Genomic DNA, 26,850 nt, shown 5'->3' with positions numbered 1-26,850 from the left:
GGTTGCGCTTAGCGTTGCCAGCTTAACGTCATTGAGACGGAATCGGCGTAACGCAGCGCGTGAAGTTTATCAATCTCAACTTCAGCATAGGTGACCCAGTGATGTTCGCGTGCGATATCCAGCACATCCTGAGTTAATTTTTCCAGTAAAGAGAAGCGGTTATTCTCGACATGCTGAATGATGCTTTTGGTGACGGTGCGGTAGTTCAGTGCGTCATTGATATCTTCACTGTCCCTGGCCTTGTCGGCCGGGTAGTGGATCACCACATTAACGACGATATCCTGACGGTTAGCGCGCTCCTCCTCTTTGATACCGATATAGGTGCGCAGGCGTAAATTTTTAATACGAATAATCGCGTCTTGCTGGGACATTGCAGGCTTCCTCCGTGTCATTATCGCCACCATAATACATGAGGAAACCGTTTATATCTGCTGCGCTTTTTGCATTGCGCGCTCGGTTGCCGGACGCGTGCGAATACGCTCAAACCAGTTGTTTACCGCGGGCCATGACGCCAGATCGACGCGATGGCTCTCATGGGTGTTGATCCATGGCCAGCAGGCAATATCCGCAATGCTGTAGTGATCCCCTCCCAGCCACGGCGATTTTTCCAGGCGCTTATTCAGCACGTTATAGAGCCGCTGCGTTTCCACCTGAAACCGTTCGATGGCATAGGGGACAGGCTGAGGGGCATAGTGGGTGAAGTGGTAGTTCTGCCCGATCATCGGCCCCAGGCCGCCAACCTGCCAGAAGAGCCACTGCAGCGTGATGTGGCGTTCGCGTAACTCACCGCTCAGCAACGTGCCGGTTTTTTCTGCCAGATAGAGCAAAATTTCGCCAGACTCAAACAGGCTCAGCGGCGCGCCACCGTCCTCCGGGTCATGATCTACAATGGCCGGAATTTTATTGTTGGGGGAAATGGCGAGAAATTCAGGGCGGAACTGTTCGCCTTTGCTGATATCCACCGGCACGATGCGGTAGTCCAGCTGGGCCTCTTCCAGAAAAAGGGTGATCTTATGCCCGTTGGGAGTAGGGGCGTAATAAAGGTCAATCATCGCAACTCCTGTCATAACGCTTTTTTCTGTACAGGATCGAGTATAGGCGGTGATGATAAATCGTGAGTTTTCGTCAGGTGACAGCCGGGCCTGGAGGTTATATTTTGGATGTAAACCCATCATCCGAAGCCTTATGAGGACGTTATGAGCCAACCTGCAATTACCCTGTGGTCAGATGCCGATTATTTCTCTCCTTATGTCATGAGCGTGTACGTCGCGCTGGCCGAGAAGGGATTGCCCTTTACCCTGAAGACCGTGGATCTCAGCCGGGGTGAAAACCGCCAGCCGCAGTGGCGGGGGTATGCGCTGACCCGTCGCGTGCCGGTACTGGAAGTTGACGGGTTTGAACTCAGCGAATCCTCAGCCATTACCGAATATCTGGAAGAGCGTTTTGCGCCACCGGAGTGGGAGCGAATCTATCCGCTCGATCTGCAAAAACGCGCCCGCGCGCGGCAGATTCAGGCGTGGCTGCGCAGCGATCTGATGCCCATCCGGGAAGAGCGCTCTACCGACGTGGTATTTGCCGGGGTGAAAAAACCGGCCCTGAGCGAAACTGCCCAACGAACAGCCAGCCAGCTGTTTGATACCGCTACCTCGCTGCTGGCCCACGGCAATCAGAACTTATTCGGGGAATGGTGTATTGCCGATGCCGATCTGGCGCTGATGCTTAACCGCCTGGTGCTCAACGGTGACGATGTGCCTCAACAGCTGGCGGATTACGCGAGCTTCCAGTGGCAACGCGCCTCCGTGCAGCGTTACGTGGCGCTTTCAGCGAAGCGGGCTGGCTGATAAGGGCAGCCGATTCGGGTATGATGGGGTGGCTTTTCACTACAAGGAGTCACTGATGAAGCTGATGTTTGCATCGGACATCCACGGCTCGCTACCGGCGACCGAAAAGGTGCTTTCGTTGTTTAACCAGAGCGGGGCGCAATGGCTGATTGTCCTCGGCGATGTGCTGAATCACGGCCCGCGCAATCCGCTGCCTGAAGGCTATGCCCCTGCGGAGGTGGCCGAGCGGCTTAACGCGTATGCATCGCGCATTATTGCTGTGCGGGGCAACTGCGACAGCGAAGTTGACCAGATGCTGCTGCATTTCCCCCTTACCGCCCCCTGGCAGCAGATCCTGCTGGAGCGCTGCCGCCTGTTTGTCACTCATGGTCATCTTTTTGGTCCGGATAATCTGCCCGCGCTGAATGCTGGCGATGTCCTGGTTTACGGCCATACTCATATTCCGGTTGCCGGGATGAAGGGTGACGTTATTCATTTCAACCCTGGCTCCGTTAGCCTGCCGAAAGGCGGGTTTCCTCCCAGCTATGGGATGCTGGAAGAGGACCATTTGTGCGTTATGACGCTGAATGACAGCCAGGTTATTGCAGAGTCCAGGATTAATCCGTAACTTACTCCTCAACAGTAAACGCGCCGTGAGAGCGCTTTAAAGAGAAGGTTTCCCGATGGTGGAGCAGAGTCATTTGGCAAGTACTGAGTGGGTAGATATAGTCAGCGAAGACAATGAAGTCATCGCCCAGGCGAGCCGCGAGCAGATGCGGGCCCAGCGCCTGCGTCATCGCGCGACCTATATCGTGGTGCATGATGGTATGGGCAAAATTCTGGTGCAGCGCCGTACCGAAACAAAAGACTTCATGCCCGGTATGCTGGATGCAACGGCTGGCGGTGTGGTTCAGGCCGATGAGGTGTTACTTGATTCCGCCCGCCGTGAAGCGGAAGAGGAGCTGGGGATTGCCGGGGTGCCGTTTGCCGAGCATGGTCAGTTCTACTTTGAAGACAGCCACTGCCGCGTCTGGGGAGGCCTGTTCAGCTGCGTCTCCCACGGTCCGTTTGCCCTGCAGGAAGAAGAGGTCAGTGAAGTCTGCTGGATGACACCGGCGGAGATCACCGCCCGCTGCGATGACTTCACGCCAGATTCGTTAAAAGCCCTGGCCCTGTGGATGAGCCGCAATGCCAGCAACGAACCGGCTAAACACGAAGAAGCGTAACAGCACGATAATAAAAAAGGCGACCCTGAGGTCGCCTTTTTACGTTTGGGGCTGCTTACTGCTGTGAAGACTGGATCGCGGTCAGCGCGATGGTGTAGACGATATCGTCTACCAGCGCGCCACGAGAGAGGTCGTTCACCGGCTTGCGCATACCCTGCAGCATCGGCCCGATGGAGATCAGGTCGGCAGAACGCTGTACCGCTTTGTAGGTGGTGTTACCGGTGTTCAGATCCGGGAAGATGAACACGGTAGCGCGACCCGCAACCGGCGAGTTAGGCGCTTTAGATTTGGCAACGTCAGCCATTACTGCGGCGTCGTACTGCAGCGGGCCATCGATAACCAGATCCGGGCGTTTTTCCTGCGCCAGACGGGTGGCTTCACGCACTTTCTCAACGTCGCTACCTGCACCGGAGTTACCGGTAGAGTAGGAGAGCATCGCAACGCGCGGTTCGATACCGAACGCAATCGCGGAATCCGCGGACTGAATCGCGATCTCTGCCAGCTGTTCAGCGGTTGGATCCGGGTTGATCGCACAGTCACCGTAAACGTAAACCTGTTCCGGCAGCAGCATGAAGAACACGGAAGAGACCAGAGAGCTACCTGGCGCGGTTTTGATCAGCTGCAGCGGCGGACGGATGGTGTTCGCGGTGGTATGAACAGCACCGGAAACCAGACCGTCAACTTCGTCCTGCTCCAGCATCAGGGTACCCAGAACCACGTTGTCTTCCAGCTGTTCGCGGGCAACGGCTTCGGTCATGCCCTTGCTCTTACGCAGCTCTACCAGACGGGCAACGTAGCTTTCGCGCACCACTTCCGGGTCAACGATTTCGATACCAGAACCCAGCTCAACGCCCTGAGAGGCCGCTACGCGGGTGATCTCATCCGGGTTACCCAGCAGCACGCAGGTTGCGATACCGCGCTCGGCACAGATGGCTGCCGCTTTCACGGTACGTGGTTCGTCGCCTTCTGGCAGAACAACGCGTTTGCCCGCTTTACGCGCCAGCTCGGTCAGCTGGTAACGGAAGGCTGGTGGAGAGAGACGACGGCTGCGCTCGGAGGTCGCGGTCAGGGACTCAATCCACTCAGGATTGATGCAGCCGGCCACGTATTCCTGCACTTTCTCGATACGCTGGTGGTCATCAACCGGCACTTCCAGGTTGAAGCTCTGCAGGCTTAGAGAGGTCTGCCAGGTATTGGTGTTCACCATGAAGACCGGCAGGCCGGTAGCAAAGGCACGTTCGCACAGCTTGCTGACGCGTGGGTCCATTTCATAGGCACCGGTCAGCAGGATCGCACCGATCTCCACGCCGTTCATCGCGGCCAGACAGGCGGCAACCAGCACGTCAGGACGGTCTGCGGAGGTCACCAGCAGGGAACCTGCACGGAAGTGCTCCAGCATGTGCGGAATGCTACGCGCACAGAAGGTCACGGACTTCACGCGACGGGTGTTGATATCGCCTTCGTTCACGATGGTGGCGTTCAGGTGACGCGCCATATCGATTGCACGGGTGGCGATCAGATCGAAGCTCCAGGTCACCGCGCCCAGGACTGGCAGCGGGCTGAATTCCTGCAGTTTTGCCGGATCGATTTTGACGATTTGTGCTTTAGACGAGTCGTCAAAGATTTCGGACAGGTCAGGGCGGGTGCGGCCTTGCTCGTCAACCGGGGCGTTCAGTTTGTTAACGATAACGCCGGTGATGTTGCTGTTTTTCGCGCCGCCGAAGCTGCTGCGGGTCAGCTCAATACGCTCTTTCAGCTGTTCCGGGGTATCAGTACCCTGGGACATCACAAACACGATTTCCGCGTTCAGCGTTTTGGCGATTTCAAAGTTCAGGGACTGGGCAAACTGATGTTTGCGCGTCGGAACCAGGCCTTCCACCAGCACCACTTCCGCATCCTGGGCGTTAGCGTGGTAGTTAGCGATGATCTCTTCCATCAGCACGTCTTTCTGGTTGCTGGAGAGCAGAGACTCAACGTGGCTCATCTTCAGCGGTTCAGCGGCTGGCAGGTTAGAGTTTGCACGAACGATCGTCGTGGTCTGGTCTGGGGCATCGCCACCAGCGCGTGGTTGCGCAATTGGCTTAAACACGCTCAGACGAACGCCTTTGCGTTCCATCGCACGGATCACACCGAGGCTGACGCTGGTCAGGCCTACGCTGGTTCCGGTCGGGATCAGCATAATAGTACGGGACACGATTTATCCTCTTTCGTTACCGCCGAAAACAGGCGGGCTTCAAAACAGCACCGCCAGCATTGCTGGCGGTGGGGAATCAGGCGGTCAGACGGCTCGCGTCTTGCGCGATGACCAGCTCTTCATTGGTTGGGATAACCATTGCCAGAGTGGTGCCTTCTTTATTGATGAAGCCAGACTTACCGAAGCGTGCAGCCAGGTTACGTTCATGGTCAACTTCAAAGCCCAGCACGCCCAGTTTGCCCAGGGACAGCTCGCGCACCATAGCCGCGTTCTCACCGATACCGCCGGTGAAGACGACGCCATCCAGACGACCGTCCATCAGCGCAGTGTAAGAGCCGATGTACTTCGCCAGACGGTGGCAGTAAACGTCCATTGCACGTTTAGCGTCTTCTTTCTCTGCGTAGTTGTCTTCAACGTAACGGCAGTCGCTGGTCACTTCGGTCAGACCCAGCAGGCCGGACTCTTTGGTCAGCATCTTGTTGATGTCTTCTACGCTCATACCCAGGGTATCGTGCAGGTGGAAGATGATCGCCGGGTCGATGTCGCCAGAGCGGGTGCCCATTACCAGGCCTTCCAGCGGGGTCAGACCCATAGAGGTATCAACACATTTGCCGTTACGGATAGCAGAAACGGAACCGCCGTTACCGAGGTGGCAAGTGATGATGTTGACTTCTTCAACCGGCTTGTTCAGCATTTTTGCCGCTTCTTGCGTGACATAGAAGTGGCTGGTGCCGTGGGCACCGTAGCGGCGTACGCCATGCTCTTTGTACAGTTTGTACGGCAGAGCGTAGAGGTAAGACTCTTCCGGCATGGTCTGGTGGAACGCGGTATCAAATACGGCCACGTTCTTGTCTTTCAGCTGCGGGAAGGATTTCAGGGCTTCAGCGATACCGATCAGGTGAGCAGGGTTATGCAGCGGTGCAAAAGAGGCAGAGTCTTTAATGCCCTGGATAACGCTGTCATCGATGATCACAGATTTGGTGTATTTCTCGCCACCATGAACGATACGGTGACCGATTGCGGTCAGCTGAGCGGACAGTTCCGGTTTTTGTGCCAGAATAGTGTTAACGATAAAGTTCAGCGCTTCGCTGTGAGCGGCGCCTGCACCTAAAGCCGCTTCCTGTTTGCTGCCGTCCATTTTCCACTTCAGACGTGCTTCAGGGAGATGGAAACATTCGGCCAAACCAGAAAGGTACTCTTCACCGTTAAGCGCATCGATGATGGCGAATTTCAGGGAAGAGCTACCGCAGTTCAGAACCAGTACTAACTTACTCGACATGGAAGTACCTATTATTGATACGTGGCTAAAAAAACGTCAGTGAGTCAAGGATCGTAGCGCAAGATATCGCTGACATTTATGATTAACATCATGCCGGAAGGACATTCTGGCATGACGAAAAGAATACATATGATTTTATGCCATTTTGCGCATTTTTCCGGCAATGGCATAATGTGCGATAATTTGACGAGTGTACTTTCATCGTCTAAGGCCTTTGCAGGCCGGCACAGGATACCCGATACTGGGTAGCGCTGACAAAAGTTTTTGAACGTTGTCATGACCAGTTGTGGTTTTGCACGAATTTTTTAATATTTATATGTGAAGTTGAGGTAAGCCATGTCGACACCCGAGAATCCTTCCGTGAGCTTTTTCAGCCTGTTTCGCCGGGGACAGCACTATTCAAAGACGTGGCCTATGGATAAGCGCCTGGCGCCCGTATTTATTGAAAACCGCGCGATTCGCGCCACCCGCCACGCTATCCGCCTGATGCCGCCCCTGGCAGTCTTTACCCTGTGCTGGCAGATAGCGCTGGGTGGCCAGCTCGGCCCGGCCGTCGCCACCGCCCTGTTTGCGCTAAGCCTGCCGATGCAGGGGCTGTGGTGGCTGGGTAAACGTTCGGTTACACCTTTGCCGCCGTCGGTACTGTCCTGGTTCTACGAAGTGCGCAGCAAATTGCAGGATGCCGGCCAGGCGCTCGCGCCGGTAGAGGGGAAACCCGATTATCAGGCGCTGGCCGATACCCTGAAGCGGGCATTTAAGCAACTTGATAAAACATTCCTTGATGACTTGTGATTGATCATCGAAACGATGATCAAAAGAAGGCACAGTAACACCCCGTTACCGTGTCTTTTTTAAAGCTGCCATGCGCAACAGGAGTCGAAAGATGGAAATGACCCACGCTCAACGTCTGATTTTGTCTAATCAGTACAAAATGATGACGATGCTTGATCCCGACAATGCAGAGCGCTATCGCCGCTTGCAGACTATTATCGAACGTGGTTTTGGTTTACAGATGCGCGAGCTGGATCGCGAGTTTGGTGAACTGAAAGAAGAGACCTGCCGTACCGTCATCGACATTATGGAAATGTATCACGCCCTGCATGTTTCCTGGACGAACCTGAAAGATGCCCAGACCATTGACGAACGTCGTGTGACCTTCCTGGGGTTTGATGCGGCCACGGAATCCCGCTACCTGAGCTATGTCCGCTTTATGGTCAACGTCGAAGGTCGTTATACCCATTTCGATGCCGGCACGCATGGCTTCAATGCCCAGACCCCAATGTGGGAGAAATATCAGCGCATGCTCAGCGCGTGGCATGCCTGCCCGCGCCAGTACCATCTGAGCAGCAATGAGATCCAACAAATTATTAATGCCTGACGGAGGTAGATGTGCAGTGTAAAGGTTTTCTGTTTGATCTGGACGGTACGCTGGTTGATTCGCTACCGGTTGTAGAACGCTCCTGGTGCCGTTGGGCCGACAGACATGGCATCGACCATCAGGACGTACTGAATTTCATCCATGGCAAACAGGCCATAACCTCTTTACGGCACTTCCTCCAGGGAAAAAGTGAAGCGGAAATTCAGGCGGAGTTCACCTGGCTTGAGCAGGTTGAAGCCACCGATACCGACGGCATCACGGCGCTGCCGGGGGCGCTGGAACTGCTCAGGCACCTGAATGAAGCGGAAATCCCCTGGGCTATCGTCACCTCCGGTTCGGTTCCCGTGGCCCATGCGCGGCATAAAGCAGCTGGCCTGCCGCTACCGGAAGTGTTTATTACCGCGGAGCGCGTCAAGCGCGGCAAACCGGAGCCCGATGCCTTTTTACTGGGCGCGGAGCTGCTGGGGCTGGCGCCTGAAGCGTGCGTGGTGGTAGAAGATGCCGCCGCCGGCGTGCTGGCGGGCCTCAATGCCGGAAGCCACGTTATTGCCGTCAACGTACCAGCCGGTTCGCCGCGTCTGGACGAGGCTGATTTTGTGCTCACCACGCTGGCGTCTCTCGCCGTCAGCCGCACCCCTGACGGGAATGTAACAGTCTCACGGAAAATGTAATCACATGATTTAGCCCCACATTGTTGGGGCTTTTTTATGGCACTATCTGCCTCACTCTCTTCTGACAAGGATCTGTTGTGAACGGTGAACTTATCTGGGTGTTAAGCCTGCTCCTTATCGCGATTGTTCTTTTTGCGACCGGTAAGGTACGCATGGATGCCGTGGCTCTGCTGGTCATCGTCGCCTTTGTACTGAGCGGCACCTTAACGCTTCCGGAAGCCTTCTCAGGCTTTAGCGATCCCAATGTTATTTTGATTGCAGCCCTCTTTATTATTGGTGACGGCCTGGTGCGTACCGGCGTGGCGACCAGCATGGGAACCTGGCTTGTTAGCGTGGCGGGCAACAGCGAAACCAAAATGCTGATCTTCCTGATGCTCACCATTGCCGGGCTCGGGGCCTTTATGAGCTCCACCGGCGTGGTGGCTATCTTTATTCCGGTGGTGCTGAGCGTCTCCATGCGCATGCAGATCTCGCCCTCGCGCCTGATGATGCCGCTCAGTTTTGCCGGGCTTATCAGCGGCATGATGACCCTGGTAGCAACCCCGCCGAACCTGGTGGTTAACAGTGAACTGCTGCGCGAAGGCCTGGAAGGGTTCAGCTTCTTCAGCGTGACGCCGCTGGGGCTGGTGATCCTGGTGATGGGTATCGTCTACATGCTGCTGACCCGCTTCGCCCTGAAAAGCGATAAGCAGGATAAAGCCCGCGACGGCTGGAAGCGCCGCACCTTTCGCGATCTGATCAAAGAGTATCACCTTACCGGGCGGGCGCGCCGTCTGGCGATCCGCCCTGGCTCGCCGCTGATTGGACAGCGTCTGGATGATTTAAAACTCCGCGAACGCTACGGCGCCAACGTCATCGGCGTGGAGCGCTGGCGCCGTTTTCGCCGGGTCATCGTCAACGTTAACGGCGTATCGGAATTCCGCGCCCGGGATGTGCTGCTGATTGATATGTCATCCGCCGAGGTCGATCTGCGCGATTTCTGCAGCGAACAGCTGCTGGAACCCATGGTCCTGCGCGGGGAGTACTTCTCCGATCAGGCGCTGGATGTGGGCATGGCCGAAGTTTCGTTGATTCCCGAGTCGGAGCTGCTCGGCAAAACCATTCGCGAGATAGGATTTCGTACCCGCTACGGTTTAAACGTTGTAGGGTTGAAGCGCGACGGCGAGGCGATGAACGGCTCGGTGGTGGATGAGCCTCTGCAACTGGGGGATATTTTCCTGGTGGTGGGTAACTGGAAGCTGATCACCCAGCTGGGGCAGAGAGGGCGAGACTTCGTGGTGCTCAACCTGCCTGTGGAAGTGAGCGATGCGTCCCCGGCCCACAGTCAGGCGCCGCACGCTATTTTTTGTCTGGTGCTGATGGTGGCCCTGATGCTGACCGACGAAATTCCTAATCCGGTGGCAGCGATTATCGCCTGTTTGCTGATGGGTAAATTCCGCTGCATTGACGCTGAAAGCGCTTACAAGGCCATCCACTGGCCGAGCATTATTTTGATTGTCGGCATGATGCCCTTTGCGTTGGCCCTGCAAAAAACCGGCGGTGTTGACCTGGTGGTAAAAGGGTTAATGGAGGTGGGCGGGGACTACGGCCCTTACATGATGCTGATGTGCCTGTTTATTATGTGCGCCACCATCGGGTTGTTTATCTCCAACACCGCGACGGCGGTGCTGATGGCGCCTATTGCCCTGGCGATGGCAAAATCGATGGGGGTTTCGCCTTATCCGTTCGCAATGATGGTGGCGATGGCCGCTTCCGCCGCCTTTATGACCCCGGTCTCATCACCCGTTAACACGCTGGTGCTGGGCCCCGGCAAATATTCCTTCAGCGACTTTGTGAAGCTTGGCGTACCGTTCACCCTTCTGGTGATGGTGGTGTGCGTGGTGATGATCCCGGTGTTGTTCCCGTTTTGAGCTTGTTGCCTGGCCGGGCATGGCGCAGTCGCCGCCCGGCACAACATTACAGCGGGGAATCCTGGCTTATCTCATCCAGCGACAGCTGGAAGCTCGGGACAAACACCTCCATGAAGTAACCCATCTCTTCACTGCGCCGCGCCTCGAGCGTCTTTTCAAGCCGGGTTTTCGCCAGCAAAAATTCGTGATTGCCGGCTGAAAGCTCCTCAAGGCATTTCAGATAGGCGCACAGCGCATCGGCCTGCTTCACGATCCGGTGTTCTTCTTCGCTGTAGCTTTGCTCGTCTATTAAAGGCTCAAAGATATCCCGAAGCTCGTCCGGCACCATGTCGACCAGCTTTTGCTGGGCAATTTTTTCAATCGCTTTGTACTCCTGAGCGATCTGCGAATTGAAGTATTTCACGGGGGTGGGCAGATCACCCGTCAACACTTCGGAGGCATCGTGGTACATCGCCAGCAGCGCGATCCGCTCGGCATTCACCTGGCCATTGAACTTGCGGTTTTTGATGGCGGCCAGCGCGTGGGCGACCATGGCTACCTGCAGGCTGTGTTCGGAAACATTCTCGGTGCGTACGTTACGCATCAGCGGCCAGCGGTTGATCAGTTTCAGGCGGGAAAGATGGGCGAAGAAATGACTCTGACTCATAAGTTACCTTAAATCTGCACAGCGACAGGTTTCATTGTGAGGGGAGGGGAGGAGAGATGCAAATCGGGCTGCCTGTGGCAGCCCGATTATCGTTTTACTGATGGTATCCGGAGAGGAAGCGTCCAAACCGGGAGATGGCCATTTCCAGCTCATCCTCACGCGGCAGCGTCACGATACGCACATGGTCCGGCCACGGCCAGTTAAAGGCCGTACCCTGAACCAGCAACACTTTTTCCTGCAGCAGGAAGTCGAGCACCATCTTCTGATCGTCAAAGATGTTAAAGCGTTTGATGTCTATTTTCGGGAACATATACAGCGCGCCGTTTGGCTTCACGCAGGAGACGCCCGGAATATCGTTAATCAGCTCCCACGCGCGCTGGCGCTGCTCATACAGACGCCCACCCGGCACGATAAATTCGCTGATGCTCTGATAACCACCCAGGGCAGTCTGAATCGCGTGCTGCGCCGGGACGTTGGCGCAAAGACGCATGGAGGCCAGCATCTCCAGACCTTCGATATAGCCTTTGGCGTGTTTCTTCGGCCCGTTCAGCACCATCCAGCCCTGACGGAAACCGGCAACACGATAGGTTTTAGACAGGCCGTTAAAGGTAACCGTCAGCAGATCCGGGGCCAGCGCGGCAATAGAGTGGTGCTGGGAAGCGTCGTACAGAATTTTATCGTAGATCTCGTCCGCGAAGATGATCAGGTTATGCTGGCGGGCCAGCTCGACAATCTCCAGCAGCAGCTCTTTAGAGTAGACGGCGCCGGTTGGGTTATTCGGGTTAATGATGACGATCCCGCGGGTACGCGGCGTGATTTTGGCGCGAATGTCATCCAGATCGGGGAACCAGTCGGAGGACTCATCGCACAGGTAATGTACCGCTTTACCGCTGGAAAGCGACACAGCCGCGGTCCACAGCGGGTAGTCCGGCGCCGGGACCAGCATTTCGTCGCCGCTGTTCAACAGGGCCTGCATCGCCTGGACGATCAGCTCGGAAACGCCGTTACCGATATAGATATCTTCGACGGTCACTTCACGCATGCCACGCGCCTGATAATGCTGCATGATGGCTTTACGCGCAGAATAGAGCCCTTTGGAGTCGCAATATCCTTGCGCCGTCGGCAGGTTGCGAATCACATCAACCAGAATTTCATCCGGTGCATCAAAACCAAATGGCGCCGGGTTGCCGATATTGAGCTTAAGTACTTTATTACCTTCTTCTTCGAGGCGCTTCGCCTCTTTAAGAACCGGGCCACGAATGTCATAACAAACGTTATCTAACTTGCTGGATTTTTCGATGGGTGACATGAATCTTTGACCTTTTACTGTTATTGCGACGTCCTGCCGTGGAAGTCAGCACGAAACAATGTACTCCTCGATTGCCCGATTTTGAAGGGTTGGCAGAAGAAGATTTTGTCCATTGCTGATACTCGGTTATGAAATTTTTAACTATTTTTTAATGTATACTTCATTTTATTGGATGTATTTTGTCTTTTGTATGGTTTTTTGTATTGATATGTCTGTTTTAAGGTGGATATTACACTGTGAAAAAGCCGCATACTGCGCGGCTTACGCTGGCAGTGCTACAGTTTCCTGTCGTGATGTTTCGTAAAAGCTGAGTGAAACATCATGGTATTCGCTTTCCGGCCTTTTTATATTAACGTTGCTCATGTGAAATTAATGTTAAGTATTATTAATCATTAAGTCCTGTTTCAATTATTATTTATTTCTGAATAAAGACGAAATCGCAACTTTCGTTAATATTAATAAAATTAGTTTAGTTAGTTATCATTAAGGTTAAATCACAGGATTTGCGATAAGGCTTATAAATAAAAAGGTTTTAGGGTAAGATGTGTACCAGGTCTGGTGATACCCGATAACAGGCCGCAGCAGGCCTTGATGCCTGGACCTTTAATAGTCTATTGTAATTGTTAGAATTATCTCTGCCTTGAGAAGTTAAGCAATACCATTGCTGCTTAACCTGTACTGCGATAAAGTTGACGTTGGAAAGGCATCTTCTTTAATGGAATTTACATCTTCCGGCAAACATCTATATATCTCGAGCGTTTTTGAGAATAAAAATAACGTCAGATAAGTTGTTTCTGACCACTGATATACCCAGCACAATGATATTTTGCAGGCACACTGCCGGACCGGGACGTCAGAGGATTTTGTTCAGAGGGAACTGTATTACTTTTACGCACACAGCTTAAACCCGGGGCAGCTCCGCACGAGCAACCTGTAAGTGAAAAGATATGATTAATGCAAATCGTCCGATAATGAACCTCGACCTCGATCTGCTGAGAACCTTTGTGGCGGTCGCCGATCTGAACACCTTTGCGGCGGCGGCGGCGGCAGTTTGCCGTACCCAATCTGCAGTCAGTCAACAAATGCAACGACTGGAGCAACTGGTCGGCAAAGAGCTTTTTGCCCGTCATGGACGCAACAAGCTGTTAACTGAGCACGGTATTCAGCTGCTGGGTTACGCCAGAAAAATTTTGCGCTTCAATGATGAGGCCTGCTCATCATTAATGTTTAGCAACCTGCAGGGTGTCTTAACATTAGGCGCCTCTGATGAGTCAGCCGACACCATTCTGCCGTTTCTGCTCAACCGCATCAGTTCGGTTTATCCGAAACTTGCTCTTGATGTCAGGGTTAAACGCAACGCCTATATGGTTGATATGCTCCAGGAGCAGGAGGTCGATCTGGTGGTGACCACCCATCGTACCAGCCAGTTTGAATGCCTGACGTTGCGCACCTCTCCGACCCACTGGTATTGTGCGGCCGAGTTTACGTTACAGCGCGGCGAGCCGGTGCCGCTGGTGCTGCTGGACGATCCCAGCCCGTTCCGCGACGTTGTGCTGTCCACGCTCGACGCCGCCAGTGTGCCGTGGCGACTGGCTTATGTCGCGTCAACGCTGCCAGCCATCCGCGCCGCGGTGAAAGCGGGACTTGGCGTGACGGCACGCCCGGTTGAGATGATGAGCCCTGATTTACGGGTGTTAGGTAAAGCGGACGGCTTGCCTTCGCTGCCGGATACGGAATATATGCTGTGCCACAACCCGGCCAGCAATAACGAACTTGCGCAAACCATTTTTAATGCCATGGATAACTACCATAACCCCTGGCAGTATAATAATGTGACTCCAGAAGGGGGGGATGACCCTCTGGTGATTGAACGCGATTTTGAGTAAACAACCCCCTCCCGTTCTGGTATTAATGCGTTGACACCTTTATGAGCCACTGGCGCGACTTCGTTGCACAGTGGTTCTTTTTTTGCATGTAGCACCGCCAGTTTGCGTCAGGTTTTTCTAATCTCCATTATTATCAATCTGATAGTAATTAAACCCTCTTTTGAAAACCCGCTATACTTCTTCTTTTAATGTCAATGGGCATGTTAAAAAAGCAGCAAAGATGTTGCCGTTTTTTTGATTGAATTAACAAAAGCGTGTCACAGATCAAGAAAATACTCCTCTTTGGGGGGAGGAATCGACGGCAAATCCTGTCAAAATAGACGGGTAATCTTTGTGTTAGTTCATTACGGACACGATTCAACACCCTTACGCAGGAACGCGCCTCACGTTTTTTGAGGGTAAAGGGCATTAAATGTTAATGAAGTTCGATCAATGTAATTTAATGTGAAGAAACTTTTGTTAAAGTTGACAAAAGGTTATAGAAAGGAGTAAAAAACCACATCATTTTGCTGTCTATGTCTCATTTTCGACAGTTAGTGTACGGTTATTTGTTCCTCCCCATGAATCGATGTGATGCCCATCTGCCAGTAAGAGCAGTGTTTCAGGTATCACTTTTGATGAGTAAGCAATGAGTATGTCAACATCCACAGAAGTCATCGCTCATCACTGGGCATTCGCAATCTTTCTTATCGTTGCCATTGGCCTGTGCTGCCTGATGCTAGTCGGCGGCTGGTTCCTGGGCGGTCGCGCCCGCGCAAGGCACAAAAACACGCCATTCGAATCGGGTATCGATTCGGTAGGTACCGCGCGTTTACGCCTGTCTGCCAAGTTCTATCTGGTGGCCATGTTCTTCGTCATTTTCGACGTGGAAGCGCTTTACCTGTTCGCATGGTCAACCTCCATTCGTGAGAGTGGTTGGGTAGGCTTTGTCGAGGCCGCAATTTTCATTTTAGTGTTACTGGCCGGTCTGGTTTATCTGGTGCGTATTGGCGCGCTGGACTGGACACCTGCGCGTTCACGCCGTGAACGTACCAACCCGGAAAACAGTATCTCTAATCGTCAGCAGTAACAGCGAGGCAATAAGATGGATTATACGCTCACCCGCATAGATCCTAACGGTGAGAATGACCGTTACCCCCTGCAAAAGCAGGAGATCGTAACCGACCCCCTGGAGCAAGAAGTCAATAAAAGCGTGTATATGGGCAAGCTCGAGCATGCCATGCACGATATGGTCAACTGGGGTCGTAAGAACTCCATCTGGCCATACAACTTTGGCCTTTCCTGCTGCTACGTTGAAATGGTGACGTCATTCACTGCGGTGCATGACGTTGCGCGTTTTGGTGCAGAAGTACTGCGTGCTTCTCCGCGTCAGGCTGACCTGATGGTGGTTGCAGGTACCTGCTTTACCAAAATGGCACCGGTCATTCAGCGTCTGTACGACCAGATGCTCGAGCCAAAATGGGTTATCTCCATGGGGGCTTGTGCAAACTCTGGCGGCATGTACGACATCTATTCCGTCGTACAAGGTGTAGATAAGTTTATCCCTGTGGACGTATACATCCCGGGCTGCCCACCGCGTCCAGAAGCCTACATGCAGGCGCTGATGCTGTTGCAGGAGTCGATTGGCAAAGAACGCCGTCCGCTCTCCTGGGTTGTGGGCGATCAGGGCGTGTACCGCGCTAATATGCAGTCTGAGCGCGAGCGTAAACGCGGCGAACGTATTGCAGTGACCAATCTGCGTACACCAGACGAAATTTAATTTGCGCCTGTGGGCATGGAGATAACCTTCGCATATCACTATTCAAATAGCGCGAAGCCACGCCCGACAGTCACCACGGACCTTTTGCAATGGTGAACACTATGACCGACTTAACCGCGCAAGACGCCGCCTGGCAAACACGGGATCATCTGGATGACCCGGTCATCGGCGAACTGCGCAACCGTTTTGGGCCGGATGCCTTTACTGTTCAGGCCACCCGCACCGGGGTACCCGTTGTTTGGGTGAAGCGTGAGCAGTTACTGGAAGTGGTTGATTTCCTCAAGAAACTGCCTAAACCTTACGTCATGCTGTTTGACTTACACGGCATGGACGAACGTCTGCGTACGCACCGCCACGGTTTACCCGCGGCGGATTTTTCCGTTTTCTACCACCTGATCTCAATAGACCGCAACACGGATATCATGCTCAAGGTGGCATTGTCTGAAAACGACATGCATCTGCCGACGATCACCAAACTGTTCCCGAACGCGAACTGGTATGAGCGTGAAACCTGGGAAATGTTTGGTATGACCTTCGATGGCCACCCGCATCTGACGCGCATCATGATGCCGCAGACCTGGACCGGCCACCCGCTGCGTAAAGATTACCCGGCGCGCGCCACCGAGTTCGACCCGTTTGAGCTGACCAAAGCCAAGCAGGATCTGGAGATGGAAGCGCTGACCTTCAAACCTGAAGACTGGGGCATGAAGCGCAGCACCGACAACGAGGACTTCATGTTCCTCAACCTCGGTCCAAACCACCCGTCCGCGCACGGTGCGTTCCGTATTATTCTCCAGCTTGATGGCGAAGAGATCGTCGACTGTGTGCCGGATGTGGGCTATCACCACCGCGGCGCAGAGAAGATGGGCGAGCGTCAGTCCTGGCACAGCTACATTCCGTACACCGACCGCATCGAATACCTTGGCGGCTGCGTGAACGAGATGCCGTACGTGCTGGCAGTGGAAAAACTGGCCGGCATCAAGGTGCCAGAACGCGTTGACGTCATCCGCGTCATGCTGTCTGAACTGTTCCGTATCAACAGCCACCTGCTGTATATCTCCACCTTCATTCAGGACGTCGGCGCTATGACGCCGGTCTTCTTCGCCTTTACCGACCGTCAGAAAATCTACGATCTGGTGGAAGCGATTACCGGTTTCCGTATGCACCCGGCCTGGTTCCGTATCGGCGGTGTGGCACACGACCTGCCGCGCGGCTGGGATCGTCTGCTGCGTGAGTTCCTCGACTGGATGCCGAAACGTCTGGCGTCGTACGAGAAAGCCGCGCTGCGTAACTCCATCCTGATTGGCCGTTCGAAAGGCGTTGCCGCGTATGGCGCGAAAGAGGCGCTGGAGTGGGGCACCACCGGTGCTGGCCTGCGTGCGACCGGTATCGATTTCGACGTGCGTAAAGCCCGTCCTTACTCTGGCTACGAAAACTTCGACTTTGAAATCCCGGTCGGCGGCGGTGTATCCGACTGCTATACCCGCGTGATGCTGAAAGTGGAAGAGCTGCGTCAGAGCCTGCGCATTCTTGAGCAGTGCCTCAACAATATGCCGGAAGGCCCGTTCAAGGCGGATCACCCGCTGACCACGCCGCCACCGAAAGAGCGCACGCTGCAGCATATCGAAACCTTGATCACACACTTCCTGCAGGTTTCCTGGGGTCCGGTTATGCCGGCCAACGAATCCTTCCAGATGATCGAAGCGACCAAGGGTATCAACAGTTATTACCTGACCAGTGACGGCAGCACCATGAGCTACCGCACCCGTATCCGTACGCCGAGCTTTGCGCATCTGCAGCAGATCCCGGCCGCCATCCGCGGCAGTCTGGTCTCCGACCTGATTGTGTATCTGGGTAGTATCGATTTTGTTATGTCAGATGTGGACCGCTAAATATGCACGAGAATCAACAACCACAAACCGAGGCTTTTGAGCTGAGTGAAGCAGAGCGTGCCGCCATTGAGCACGAGATGCACCACTACGAAGACCCGCGTGCGGCGTCCATTGAAGCGCTGAAAATCGTACAGAAACAGCGTGGTTGGGTGCCGGATGGCGCGATCTATGAGATCGCAAAAGTGCTGGGTATCCCGGCGAGCGACGTCGAAGGCGTGGCAACGTTTTACAGCCAGATCTTCCGCCAGCCGGTGGGCCGTCACGTGATCCGCTACTGCGACAGCGTGGTCTGCCACATCACCGGTTATCAGGGCATTCAGGCCGCTATTGAGAAGAAACTCAATATCAAGCCGGGCCAGACGACCTTTGATGGCCGCTTTACCCTGCTGCCAACCTGCTGCCTGGGCAACTGCGACAAGGGGCCGACCATGATGATTGATGAGGACACTCACAGCCATCTGACGCCGGAAGCCATTCCCGATCTGCTGGAGCAGTACAAATGAAAACTGTAATTCGTACTGCTGAAACGCATCCGCTGACCTGGCGTCTGCGCGATGATAAACAGCCGGTATGGCTCGACGAATACCAGAGCAAAAACGGCTATGAAGGCGCGCGTAAAGCCCTTGGCGGCATGGCACCGGATGAAATCGTTAATGCGGTTAAAGACGCTGGCCTGAAAGGGCGCGGCGGCGCGGGCTTTTCCACCGGTCTGAAGTGGAGCCTGATGCCAAAAGACGAATCCATGAACATCCGTTACCTGTTGTGTAACGCCGATGAAATGGAACCGGGCACCTATAAAGACCGTCTGCTGATGGAGCAACTGCCGCACCTGCTTGTGGAAGGCATGCTGATCTCGGCCTTCGCGCTGAAAGCCTACCGTGGCTACATCTTCCTGCGCGGTGAGTACATCGAAGCGGCAGAAAACCTGCGTCGCGCGATTGCCGAAGCCACCGAAGCGGGCCTGCTGGGTAAAAACATTCTCGGCACCGGTTTCGATTTCGAGCTGTTCGTGCACACCGGTGCAGGGCGATATATCTGCGGCGAAGAGACCGCGCTGATTAACTCCCTGGAAGGCCGTCGTGCGAACCCACGTTCCAAGCCACCGTTCCCGGCAAGCTCCGGCGTGTGGGGTAAACCGACCTGTGTGAACAACGTCGAAACCCTGTGTAACGTTCCGGCTATCCTCGCCAACGGCGTGGAGTGGTATCAGGGCATCTCCTCAAGTAAAGATGCCGGTACCAAGCTGATGGGCTTCTCCGGTCGCGTGAAGAACCCGGGCGTCTGGGAACTGCCGTTTGGCACCACCGCACGTGAAATTCTTGAAGACTACGCGGGCGGCATGCGTGATGGCCTCAAATTTAAAGCCTGGCAGCCAGGCGGGGCAGGGACCGACTTCCTGACCGAAGCGCATCTCGATCTGCCAATGGAGTTCGAAAGCATTGGTAAAGCGGGCAGCCGTCTGGGTACGGCGCTGGCGATGGCCGTCGACCACGAGATCGGCATGGTACCGCTGGTGCGTAACCTGGAAGAGTTCTTCGCCCGCGAGTCCTGCGGCTGGTGTACACCGTGCCGTGATGGTCTGCCGTGGAGCGTGAAGATCCTGCGTGCAATTGAGCGTGGCGAAGGCCAGCCTGGTGATATCGAGACACTTGAGCAACTGTGTCGATTCCTGGGCCCGGGTAAAACCTTCTGCGCCCACGCGCCAGGTGCCGTAGAGCCGCTGCAGAGCGCGATTAAATATTTCCGCGAAGAATTCGAAGCAGGCATCAAGCAGCCGTTCAGCAATACCCATTCGATCAATGGTATTCAGCCGAACCTGCTGAAAGCGCGCTGGTAAAAACAGAATTTTGATTAACGCTCGGTTTCGACCGAGACAACTGGAAGCATGCTAATGGCTACGATTCATGTAGACGGCAAAGAATACGAGGTTAACGGGGCGGACAACCTGCTACAGGCATGTCTCTCTCTGGGCCTTGATATTCCGTATTTTTGCTGGCATCCGGCGCTGGGGAGCGTCGGTGCTTGCCGCCAGTGTGCGGTGAAGCAATATCAAAACGCGGAAGACACGCGTGGTCGCCTGGTAATGTCCTGTATGACGCCAGCCACCGAAGGAACATTTATTTCTATCGACGACGCGGAAGCAAAACAGTTCCGTGAAAGCGTGGTGGAGTGGTTGATGACTAACCACCCGCACGATTGTCCGGTCTGTGAAGAGGGCGGTAACTGCCATCTTCAGGATATGACCGTGATGACCGGCCACAGCTTCCGTCGCTATCGCTTTACCAAGCGTACCCACCGCAACCAGGATCTGGGGCCGTTCATCTCTCATGAAATGAACCGCTGCATCGCCTGCTACCGCTGCGTGCGTTACTACAAAGACTACGCTGATGGCGAAGATCTGGGCGTATATGGCGCACATGACAACGTCTACTTCGGTCGTCCGGAAGACGGCGTGCTGGAAAGCGAATTCTCCGGTAACCTGGTCGAAATCTGTCCGACCGGCGTGTTCACGGATAAAACGCACTCTGAGCGCTACAACCGTAAATGGGATATGCAGTTTGCGCCAAGCATCTGCCAGCAGTGCTCCCTCGGCTGTAACACCAGCCCGGGTGAACGTTATGGCGAACTGCGCCGTATCGAAAACCGTTACAACGGTACCGTTAACCACTACTTCCTCTGCGACCGCGGTCGTTTTGGCTATGGCTATGTGAACCTGAAAGACCGTCCGCGTCAGCCGGTTCAGCGCCGTGGCGACGACGTTATCACCCTGAACGCCGAGCAGGCGATGCAGGGCGCAGCCGACATTCTGCGCCAGTCGAAGAAAGTGATCGGTATCGGCTCCCCGCGCGCCAGCATCGAAAGCAACTTCGCGCTGCGTGAACTGGTGGGTGCCAATAATTTCTACACCGGTATCGCTGAAGGCGAGCAGGAACGCCTGCAGCTGGTGCTGAAAGTGCTGCGCGAAGGCGGGATTCATACCCCGGCGCTGCGCGAAATCGAATCTTACGATGCCGTTCTGGTGCTGGGCGAAGATTTAACCCAGACCGGCGCTCGTGCTGCCCTGGCGGTTCGCCAGGCGGTGAAAGGGAAAGCCCGTGAAATGGCCGCAGCCCAGAAAGTGGCTGACTGGCAGATTGCGGCGATCCTCAACATCGGGCAGCGCGCGAAGCATCCTCTGTTTGTGACGAACGTCGATGGCACCCGTCTGGATGATATCGCAGCATGGACCTACCGTGCTCCGGTTGAAGATCAGGCCCGTCTTGGCTTTGCTATTGCGCACGCCCTGGATAACAGTGCCCCGGCCGTTGAAGGTCTGGACCGCGATCTGCAGAACAAGATCGACGTCATCGTGCAGGCGCTGGCCGGTGCGAAAAAACCTCTGATCGTTTCCGGTACTAACGCCGGTAGCGCGGAGATCATTGAAGCGGCTGCAAACGTGGCTAAAGCGCTGAAAGGCCGCGGTGCGGACGTTGGCGTAACCATGATTGCCCGTGCGGTAAACAGCATTGGTCTGGGCATGATTGGCGGTGGATCTCTGGAAGCGGCATTAAGCGAACTGGAATCCGGTGCTGCTGACGCCGTCGTGGTGCTGGAAAACGACCTGCATCGCCATGCCTCTGCGGCCCGCGTTGACGCTGCGCTCTCTAAGGCGCCACTGGTGATGGTTATCGATCATCAGCGCACCGCGATCATGGATAAAGCGCATCTGGTGCTCTCTGCGGCAAGCTTCGCAGAAAGCGACGGCACCGTGATCAACAACGAAGGCCGCGCCCAGCGCTTCTTCCAGGTTTATGACCCGGCGTACTACGACAGCAGCATTGTGATGCTGGAAAGCTGGCGCTGGTTGCACTCTCTGCACAGCACCGTGCTGAGCCGTGAGGTGGACTGGACCCAGCTCGACCACGTGATCGACGCTGCCATCGCCGCACTGCCGCAGCTGGCAGGCATTAAAGATGCCGCGCCGGAGGCGAGCTTCCGTATTCGCGGCCAGAAACTGGCGCGTGAACCGCACCGCTACAGTGGCCGTACCGCAATGCGCGCCAACATCAGCGTGCATGAACCGCGTCAGCCGCAGGACAAAGACACCATGTTCGCCTTCTCGATGGAAGGGAACAACCAGCCGTCTGCACCGCGTTCGCAGATCCCATTCGCATGGGCACCAGGCTGGAACTCCCCGCAGGCATGGAACAAGTTCCAGGCTGAAGTGGGCGGCTCTCTGCGTCACGGCGATCCGGGCGTGCGTCTGATTGAAGCGTCCGAAACCGGTCTGGACTTCTTCACCACCGTTCCGGCGAGCTTCCAGGCCGAAGAGGGCAGCTGGCGTATTGCGCCGTACTACCATCTGTTTGGTAGCGACGAAATGTCCCAGCGTTCCCCGGTCTTCCAGAGCCGTATGCCGCAGCCGTACATCAAGCTCAACCCGGCGGATGCCGCGAAGCTTGGCGTTAACGCGGGCGCGAACATCAGCTTCAGCTACGAAGGCCAGACAATCAGCCTGCCGCTGATTATCTCTGAAGGTCTGACAGCAGGGCAGGTGGGTCTGCCGATGGGTATGCCTGGCATCGCGCCGGTACTGGCGGGTGCGCGTCTTGATAACCTGCAGGAGGCAAAAGCATGAGTTGGTTAACGCCCGATCTTATCGACATTCTGCTGAGCATCCTGAAAGCGGTTGTTATTCTGCTGGTGGTCGTCACCTGCGGCGCGTTCATGAGCTTTGGTGAACGTCGTCTGCTTGGTCTGTTCCAGAACCGTTACGGACCGAACCGCGTGGGCTGGGGTGGTTCACTCCAGCTGGTCGCGGACATGATCAAGATGTTCTTTAAAGAGGACTGGATCCCGCGCTTCTCGGATCGTGTGATCTTTACTCTGGCGCCGATGATCGCCTTTACCTCGCTGCTGCTGGCGTTTGCTATCGTTCCGGTGAGCCCGACCTGGGTTGTGGCTGACCTGAACATCGGGATCCTGTTCTTCCTGATGATGGCAGGCCTCGCGGTGTACGCGGTGCTGTTCGCCGGCTGGTCCAGTAACAACAAATACTCCCTGCTGGGTGCGATGCGTGCTTCTGCGCAGACGCTGAGCTATGAAGTGTTCCTGGGTCTCTCCCTGATGGGCGTGGTGGCGCAGGCCGGTTCATTCAACATGACCGACATCGTCAACAACCAGGCCGACATCTGGAACGTCATTCCGCAGTTCTTTGGTTTTGTCACCTTTGCTATCGCCGGTGTGGCAGTGTGTCACCGTCACCCGTTTGACCAGCCAGAAGCCGAGCAGGAACTGGCCGATGGTTACCACATTGAATATTCCGGTATGAAGTTCGGTCTGTTCTTCGTGGGCGAGTACATCGGTATCGTCACCATTTCTGCACTGATGGTCACGCTGTTCTTTGGTGGCTGGCATGGCCCGTTCTTACCGCCGTTCATCTGGTTCGCGCTGAAAACCGCGTTCTTCATGATGATGTTCATTTTGATTCGCGCAGCATTACCGCGTCCGCGTTATGACCAGGTAATGTCCTTCGGCTGGAAAGTGTGCCTGCCGCTGACGCTCGTCAACTTGTTGGTAACGGCGGCTGTCATTCTCTGGCAGCAGCCATAAGGGGCTTTAAGATCATGACCTTGAAAGAATTATTGGTAGGCTTCGGCACCCAGGTACGCAGTATCTGGATGATCGGCCTGCACGCGTTTGCCAAACGCGAAACCCGGATGTACCCGGAAGAGCCGGTATATCTGCCGCCGCGCTACCGTGGCCGTATCGTGCTGACCCGCGATCCGGACGGTTCAGAGCGCTGCGTTGCCTGTAACCTGTGTGCGGTAGCCTGTCCGGTAGGCTGTATCTCTCTGCAGAAAGCAGAGACGGTAGACGGTCGCTGGTACCCGGAGTTCTTCCGCATCAACTTCTCACGCTGCATCTTCTGCGGCCTCTGTGAAGAAGCGTGCCCGACCACGGCGATTCAGTTGACCCCGGATTTCGAGCTGGGCGAATACAAGCGTCAGGACCTGGTGTACGAGAAAGAGGATCTGCTGATTTCCGGTCCGGGCAAATACCCGGAATATAACTTCTACCGGATGGCGGGTATGGCAATCGACGGCAAAGATAAGGGCGAAGCGGAGAACGAAGCCAAGCCTATCGACGTCAAGAGCCTGTTACCGTAAGGAGAGGGGCAATGGAATTCGCTTTTTATATCTGTGGCCTGATCGCCATCCTGGCTACGCTGCGAGTGATTACGCACACCAACCCGGTGCATGCGCTGCTCTATTTAATCATTTCGCTGCTGGCCATTTCCGGGGTGTTCTTTGCGCTGGGCGCACACTTTGCCGGTGCGCTTGAAATCATCGTTTACGCCGGGGCCATCATGGTTCTGTTCGTCTTCGTGGTGATGATGCTGAACCTGGGCGGGTCTGAAATTGAGCAGGAACGTCAGTGGCTGAAGCCGCAGGTGTGGATTGGTCCGGCGATTCTGTCGGCCATCATGCTGGCGGTGATCGTTTACGCCATTCTGGGTGTTAACGACCAGGGTATCGACGGTACGCCAATCAGCGCTAAAGCAGTGGGTATTACCCTGTTTGGTCCTTACGTTCTGGCGGTTGAGCTGGCGTCCATGCTGCTGCTGGCAGGTCTGGTCGTCGCCTTCCACGTGGGTCGCGAAGAGCGCATGGGTGAAGTGCTGAGCAACCGTAAGGACGACAGCGCGCAAAGAAAAACGGAGGATCGCGCATGATCCCTTTACAACACGGACTGATCCTCGCCGCGATTTTATTCGTGCTGGGCTTAACCGGTCTGGTTATCCGCCGCAATCTGCTGTTTATGCTGATTGGCCTGGAGATCATGATCAACGCTTCCGCGCTGGCCTTTGTGGTTGCCGGTAGCTACTGGGGCCAGACCGATGGTCAGGTGATGTACATTCTCGCCATCAGCCTCGCGGCTGCGGAAGCGAGTATTGGCCTGGCGCTGTTGCTGCAGCTCCATCGTCGCCGCCAGAACCTGAACATCGATTCAGTAAGTGAGTTGCGTGGATGAACATGCTTGCCTTAACCATTATTTTTCCGCTGATCGGCTTTTTGCTGCTGGCGTTTTCTCGTGGCCGCTGGTCTGAGAATCTGTCCGCCACCGTCGGTATGGGCTCTGTTGGCCTTGCGGCGCTGGTGACCGCGTATGCGGGGATCGACTTCTTTAACAATGGTCGTCAGGCCTTCAGCGTTCCGCTGTGGACCTGGATGTCGGTCGGTGATTTCAACATCGGTTTTAACCTGGTGCTGGATGGTCTCTCACTGACCATGCTCTCCGTGGTGACCGGCGTGGGCTTCCTGATCCACATGTTCGCCTCCTGGTATATGCGCGGTGAAGAGGGTTACTCCCGCTTCTTCGCCTACACCAACCTGTTTATCGCCAGCATGGTGGTTCTGGTGCTGGCCGATAACCTGCTGCTGATGTATCTCGGCTGGGAAGGCGTGGGTCTGTGCTCTTATCTGCTGATCGGTTTCTACTACACCGATCCGAAGAATGGCGCAGCGGCCATGAAAGCGTTCGTCGTGACCCGTGTGGGTGACGTGTTCCTCGCCTTCGCCCTGTTCATTCTTTACAACGAGCTGGGCACGCTGAACTTCCGCGAAATGGTAGAGCTGGCGCCGGCGCACTTCGAAGCAGGCAACAATATGCTGTGGTGGGCAACGCTGATGCTGCTCGGTGGTGCTGTGGGTAAATCCGCACAGCTGCCGTTGCAGACCTGGCTTGCCGACGCGATGGCGGGTCCAACCCCTGTCTCCGCGCTGATCCACGCCGCGACCATGGTTACCGCCGGTGTCTACCTGATTGCGCGTACCCATGGCCTGTTCCTGATGACGCCGGAAATCCTGCATCTGGTGGGTATCGTCGGTGCGGTCACTCTGGTGCTGGCAGGCTTTGCGGCGCTGGTTCAGACCGACATCAAACGCGTTCTCGCTTACTCCACCATGAGCCAGATTGGCTACATGTTCCTGGCGCTGGGCGTTCAGGCGTGGGATGCGGCGATTTTCCATCTGATGACGCACGCGTTCTTTAAAGCGCTGCTGTTCCTCTCGTCCGGTTCGGTGATCCTGGCCTGCCACCACGAGCAGAACATCTTTAAGATGGGCGGTCTGCGCAAATCCATTCCGCTGGTTTACGTCTGCTTCCTGGTGGGCGGCGCGGCGCTGGCGGCACTGCCGCTGATCACCGCGGGCTTCTTCAGTAAGGACGAAATCCTTGCGGGCGCCATGGCGAATGGTCATATCAATCTGATGGTGGCAGGTCTGGTCGGTGCATTCATGACCTCTCTCTACACCTTCCGTATGATTTTCATCGTCTTCCACGGTAAAGAACAAATTCACGCTCACGCAGGGAAGGGGATTACCCACCACCTGCCGCTGATTGTGCTGCTGGTCCTGTCCACCTTCGTTGGCGCGATGATTGTGCCACCGCTGCAGGGCGTACTGCCAGACACCACAGAGCTTGAGCACGGTCGCGTCCTGACCCTTGAAATCACCTCCGGTGTGGTCGCTATTGCGGGCATCCTGATTGCAGCATGGCTGTGGCTGGGTAAACGTACCCTGGTCACCTCCATTGCCAACAGTGCGCCAGGCCGTCTGCTGGGCACCTGGTGGTACAACGCGTGGGGCTTCGACTGGCTGTACGACATGATCTTCGTGAAACCGTTCCTCGGCATTGCGTGGCTTATCAAGCGCGATCCGCTGAACAGCATGATGAACATCCCGGCGATCCTTTCCCGCGTTGCAGGTAAAGGCCTGCTGTTCAGCGAGAACGGCTATCTGCGCTGGTATGTGGCGTCCATGAGCATCGGTGCGGTTGTTGTGCTGGCGCTGCTGATGGTGTTGCGTTGATCGTTAAGTGAATTTTATTCGAATTCGT

General features: G+C 55.3%; 25 protein-coding genes. 19 read left to right on the top strand and 6 right to left on the bottom strand.

Translation table 11 applies throughout. The annotated features are described in order from the left end of the window. Positions 1 to 8: 8 nt before the first annotated feature. Together folX and yfcG are read right to left on the bottom strand one after the other, a co-directional pair. Entirely contained in the window at positions 9 to 371 is a 363-nt protein-coding gene (gene folX, locus NB069_RS15515) for a dihydroneopterin triphosphate 2'-epimerase (RefSeq protein WP_039030960.1), read from the bottom strand. 51 nt (positions 372 to 422) lie between these two features. Then, positions 423 to 1,052 carry a GSH-dependent disulfide bond oxidoreductase gene (gene yfcG, locus NB069_RS15510; RefSeq protein ID WP_250584970.1) on the bottom strand — a complete coding sequence of 210 codons (630 nt, stop codon included), beginning with the start codon at positions 1,050 to 1,052 and terminating at the stop codon, positions 423 to 425. Between the two features lie 144 nt (positions 1,053 to 1,196). Between yfcG and yfcF the strand changes: the two genes are divergently transcribed. From yfcF to yfcD, 3 genes are read left to right on the top strand one after another with little or no spacing between them, the layout of a single operon-like run. Continuing rightward, a complete protein-coding gene (yfcF, locus tag NB069_RS15505; protein WP_250584968.1) occupies positions 1,197 to 1,841 on the top strand; it encodes a glutathione transferase in 645 nt (214 codons plus the stop codon). 55 nt (positions 1,842 to 1,896) lie between these two features. Next, positions 1,897 to 2,448 (top strand): phosphodiesterase, encoded by a 552-nt coding sequence (gene yfcE / locus NB069_RS15500; RefSeq protein WP_250584966.1) that lies wholly within the window; start codon positions 1,897 to 1,899, stop codon positions 2,446 to 2,448. A 55-nt stretch (positions 2,449 to 2,503) separates the two neighbouring features. After that, entirely contained in the window at positions 2,504 to 3,046 is a 543-nt protein-coding gene (gene yfcD / locus NB069_RS15495) for an NUDIX hydrolase YfcD (RefSeq protein WP_039030964.1), read from the top strand. Positions 3,047 to 3,101: 55 nt separating this feature from the next. Here the strand turns inward: yfcD and pta are convergent, their stop codons facing one another. After that, positions 3,102 to 5,240: a phosphate acetyltransferase gene (gene pta / locus NB069_RS15490; RefSeq protein WP_250584964.1), complete on the bottom strand. Its 2,139-nt coding sequence runs from the start codon at positions 5,238 to 5,240 to the stop codon at positions 3,102 to 3,104. 76 nt (positions 5,241 to 5,316) lie between these two features. Continuing rightward, on the bottom strand, positions 5,317 to 6,519 hold the full coding sequence (ackA, locus tag NB069_RS15485; protein WP_250584962.1) for an acetate kinase: 1,203 nt from the start codon (positions 6,517 to 6,519) through the stop codon (positions 5,317 to 5,319). 336 nt (positions 6,520 to 6,855) lie between these two features. On the opposite strand from ackA, the gene yfbV reads away from it, so the two are divergent. From yfbV to NB069_RS15465, 4 genes are all read left to right on the top strand, one after another. Beyond that, positions 6,856 to 7,311: a terminus macrodomain insulation protein YfbV gene (gene yfbV / locus NB069_RS15480; protein ID WP_250584960.1), complete on the top strand. Its 456-nt coding sequence runs from the start codon at positions 6,856 to 6,858 to the stop codon at positions 7,309 to 7,311. A 91-nt stretch (positions 7,312 to 7,402) separates the two neighbouring features. Beyond that, the gene (locus tag NB069_RS15475; protein WP_250584958.1) at positions 7,403 to 7,897 is read left to right on the top strand and encodes a YfbU family protein; all 495 of its coding nucleotides are present in this window, start codon (positions 7,403 to 7,405) and stop codon (positions 7,895 to 7,897) included. 11 nt (positions 7,898 to 7,908) lie between these two features. After that, positions 7,909 to 8,568: a sugar phosphatase gene (locus NB069_RS15470; protein ID WP_250584956.1), complete on the top strand. Its 660-nt coding sequence runs from the start codon at positions 7,909 to 7,911 to the stop codon at positions 8,566 to 8,568. Positions 8,569 to 8,645: 77 nt separating this feature from the next. Then, positions 8,646 to 10,478 (top strand): SLC13 family permease, encoded by a 1,833-nt coding sequence (locus NB069_RS15465; protein WP_250584954.1) that lies wholly within the window; start codon positions 8,646 to 8,648, stop codon positions 10,476 to 10,478. A 46-nt stretch (positions 10,479 to 10,524) separates the two neighbouring features. Here the strand turns inward: NB069_RS15465 and yfbR are convergent, their stop codons facing one another. Then, positions 10,525 to 11,124, bottom strand: coding sequence for a 5'-deoxynucleotidase (yfbR, locus tag NB069_RS15460; RefSeq protein ID WP_250584952.1), 600 nt, complete (start codon positions 11,122 to 11,124; stop codon positions 10,525 to 10,527). A gap of 94 nt (positions 11,125 to 11,218) precedes the next feature. Next, on the bottom strand, positions 11,219 to 12,433 hold the full coding sequence (gene alaA, locus NB069_RS15455) for an alanine transaminase AlaA (protein ID WP_250584950.1): 1,215 nt from the start codon (positions 12,431 to 12,433) through the stop codon (positions 11,219 to 11,221). 947 nt (positions 12,434 to 13,380) lie between these two features. On the opposite strand from alaA, the gene lrhA reads away from it, so the two are divergent. The 12 genes from lrhA (at position 13,381) to nuoL (ending at position 26,822) form a co-directional block, all read left to right on the top strand. Then, on the top strand, positions 13,381 to 14,319 hold the full coding sequence (lrhA, locus tag NB069_RS15450) for a transcriptional regulator LrhA (RefSeq protein WP_250584948.1): 939 nt from the start codon (positions 13,381 to 13,383) through the stop codon (positions 14,317 to 14,319). A 628-nt stretch (positions 14,320 to 14,947) separates the two neighbouring features. After that, positions 14,948 to 15,388 carry an NADH-quinone oxidoreductase subunit NuoA gene (nuoA, locus tag NB069_RS15445; RefSeq protein WP_106996027.1) on the top strand — a complete coding sequence of 147 codons (441 nt, stop codon included), beginning with the start codon at positions 14,948 to 14,950 and terminating at the stop codon, positions 15,386 to 15,388. A 15-nt stretch (positions 15,389 to 15,403) separates the two neighbouring features. Continuing rightward, on the top strand, positions 15,404 to 16,078 hold the full coding sequence (nuoB, locus tag NB069_RS15440; protein ID WP_003861482.1) for an NADH-quinone oxidoreductase subunit NuoB: 675 nt from the start codon (positions 15,404 to 15,406) through the stop codon (positions 16,076 to 16,078). 89 nt (positions 16,079 to 16,167) lie between these two features. Further along, entirely contained in the window at positions 16,168 to 17,970 is a 1,803-nt protein-coding gene (gene nuoC, locus NB069_RS15435; protein WP_250584946.1) for an NADH-quinone oxidoreductase subunit C/D, read from the top strand. A 2-nt stretch (positions 17,971 to 17,972) separates the two neighbouring features. Then, positions 17,973 to 18,473: an NADH-quinone oxidoreductase subunit NuoE gene (nuoE, locus tag NB069_RS15430; RefSeq protein WP_006176513.1), complete on the top strand. Its 501-nt coding sequence runs from the start codon at positions 17,973 to 17,975 to the stop codon at positions 18,471 to 18,473. Then, positions 18,470 to 19,807 (top strand): NADH-quinone oxidoreductase subunit NuoF, encoded by a 1,338-nt coding sequence (gene nuoF / locus NB069_RS15425; protein WP_039030975.1) that lies wholly within the window; start codon positions 18,470 to 18,472, stop codon positions 19,805 to 19,807. Before nuoE ends, nuoF begins: the two co-directional genes overlap by 4 nt. Before the next feature lie 54 nt (positions 19,808 to 19,861). Next, positions 19,862 to 22,588 (top strand): NADH-quinone oxidoreductase subunit NuoG, encoded by a 2,727-nt coding sequence (nuoG, locus tag NB069_RS15420; protein WP_250584944.1) that lies wholly within the window; start codon positions 19,862 to 19,864, stop codon positions 22,586 to 22,588. After that, positions 22,585 to 23,562 (top strand): NADH-quinone oxidoreductase subunit NuoH, encoded by a 978-nt coding sequence (gene nuoH, locus NB069_RS15415; RefSeq protein WP_039030977.1) that lies wholly within the window; start codon positions 22,585 to 22,587, stop codon positions 23,560 to 23,562. The genes nuoG and nuoH overlap by 4 nt, the downstream gene beginning before the upstream one ends. 14 nt (positions 23,563 to 23,576) lie before the next feature. Next, positions 23,577 to 24,119, top strand: a complete 543-nt coding sequence (gene nuoI / locus NB069_RS15410) for an NADH-quinone oxidoreductase subunit NuoI (protein ID WP_003861491.1) — start codon at positions 23,577 to 23,579, stop codon at positions 24,117 to 24,119. Positions 24,120 to 24,130: 11 nt separating this feature from the next. Next, positions 24,131 to 24,685 (top strand): NADH-quinone oxidoreductase subunit J, encoded by a 555-nt coding sequence (gene nuoJ / locus NB069_RS15405; RefSeq protein WP_250584942.1) that lies wholly within the window; start codon positions 24,131 to 24,133, stop codon positions 24,683 to 24,685. After that, positions 24,682 to 24,984 carry an NADH-quinone oxidoreductase subunit NuoK gene (gene nuoK, locus NB069_RS15400; RefSeq protein ID WP_049841347.1) on the top strand — a complete coding sequence of 101 codons (303 nt, stop codon included), beginning with the start codon at positions 24,682 to 24,684 and terminating at the stop codon, positions 24,982 to 24,984. Before nuoJ ends, nuoK begins: the two co-directional genes overlap by 4 nt. Next, positions 24,981 to 26,822 (top strand): NADH-quinone oxidoreductase subunit L, encoded by a 1,842-nt coding sequence (gene nuoL / locus NB069_RS15395; RefSeq protein WP_250584940.1) that lies wholly within the window; start codon positions 24,981 to 24,983, stop codon positions 26,820 to 26,822. Before nuoK ends, nuoL begins: the two co-directional genes overlap by 4 nt. The last annotated feature ends 28 nt before the right edge of the window (positions 26,823 to 26,850 follow it).

Origin of the sequence: Leclercia adecarboxylata (genome assembly GCF_023639785.1) — a bacterium.
Classification (GTDB): Bacteria; Pseudomonadota; Gammaproteobacteria; order Enterobacterales; family Enterobacteriaceae; genus Enterobacter; species Enterobacter adecarboxylatus_D.
Note: the sequence above shows the minus strand (reverse complement) of the source record. Positions and strands in the feature narration are given on the sequence as shown.

Bases quoted from the DNA above. Each gene is read 5' to 3' on its own strand.
- folX (WP_039030960.1), bottom strand. From the start codon at position 371: ATGTCCCAGCAAGACGCGATTATTCGTATTAAAAATTTACGCCTGCGC.
- yfcG (WP_250584970.1), bottom strand. From the start codon at position 1,052: ATGATTGACCTTTATTACGCCCCTACTCCCAACGGGCATAAGATCACC.
- yfcF (WP_250584968.1), top strand. From the start codon at position 1,197: ATGAGCCAACCTGCAATTACCCTGTGGTCAGATGCCGATTATTTCTCT.
- yfcE (WP_250584966.1), top strand. From the start codon at position 1,897: ATGAAGCTGATGTTTGCATCGGACATCCACGGCTCGCTACCGGCGACC.
- yfcD (WP_039030964.1), top strand. From the start codon at position 2,504: ATGGTGGAGCAGAGTCATTTGGCAAGTACTGAGTGGGTAGATATAGTC.
- ackA (WP_250584962.1), bottom strand. From the start codon at position 6,519: ATGTCGAGTAAGTTAGTACTGGTTCTGAACTGCGGTAGCTCTTCCCTG.
- yfbV (WP_250584960.1), top strand. From the start codon at position 6,856: ATGTCGACACCCGAGAATCCTTCCGTGAGCTTTTTCAGCCTGTTTCGC.
- NB069_RS15475 (WP_250584958.1), top strand. From the start codon at position 7,403: ATGGAAATGACCCACGCTCAACGTCTGATTTTGTCTAATCAGTACAAA.
- yfbR (WP_250584952.1), bottom strand. From the start codon at position 11,124: ATGAGTCAGAGTCATTTCTTCGCCCATCTTTCCCGCCTGAAACTGATC.
- alaA (WP_250584950.1), bottom strand. From the start codon at position 12,433: ATGTCACCCATCGAAAAATCCAGCAAGTTAGATAACGTTTGTTATGAC.
- lrhA (WP_250584948.1), top strand. From the start codon at position 13,381: ATGATTAATGCAAATCGTCCGATAATGAACCTCGACCTCGATCTGCTG.
- nuoA (WP_106996027.1), top strand. From the start codon at position 14,948: ATGAGTATGTCAACATCCACAGAAGTCATCGCTCATCACTGGGCATTC.
- nuoB (WP_003861482.1), top strand. From the start codon at position 15,404: ATGGATTATACGCTCACCCGCATAGATCCTAACGGTGAGAATGACCGT.
- nuoC (WP_250584946.1), top strand. From the start codon at position 16,168: ATGGTGAACACTATGACCGACTTAACCGCGCAAGACGCCGCCTGGCAA.
- nuoE (WP_006176513.1), top strand. From the start codon at position 17,973: ATGCACGAGAATCAACAACCACAAACCGAGGCTTTTGAGCTGAGTGAA.
- nuoF (WP_039030975.1), top strand. From the start codon at position 18,470: ATGAAAACTGTAATTCGTACTGCTGAAACGCATCCGCTGACCTGGCGT.
- nuoG (WP_250584944.1), top strand. From the start codon at position 19,862: ATGGCTACGATTCATGTAGACGGCAAAGAATACGAGGTTAACGGGGCG.
- nuoH (WP_039030977.1), top strand. From the start codon at position 22,585: ATGAGTTGGTTAACGCCCGATCTTATCGACATTCTGCTGAGCATCCTG.
- nuoI (WP_003861491.1), top strand. From the start codon at position 23,577: ATGACCTTGAAAGAATTATTGGTAGGCTTCGGCACCCAGGTACGCAGT.
- nuoJ (WP_250584942.1), top strand. From the start codon at position 24,131: ATGGAATTCGCTTTTTATATCTGTGGCCTGATCGCCATCCTGGCTACG.
- nuoK (WP_049841347.1), top strand. From the start codon at position 24,682: ATGATCCCTTTACAACACGGACTGATCCTCGCCGCGATTTTATTCGTG.
- nuoL (WP_250584940.1), top strand. From the start codon at position 24,981: ATGAACATGCTTGCCTTAACCATTATTTTTCCGCTGATCGGCTTTTTG.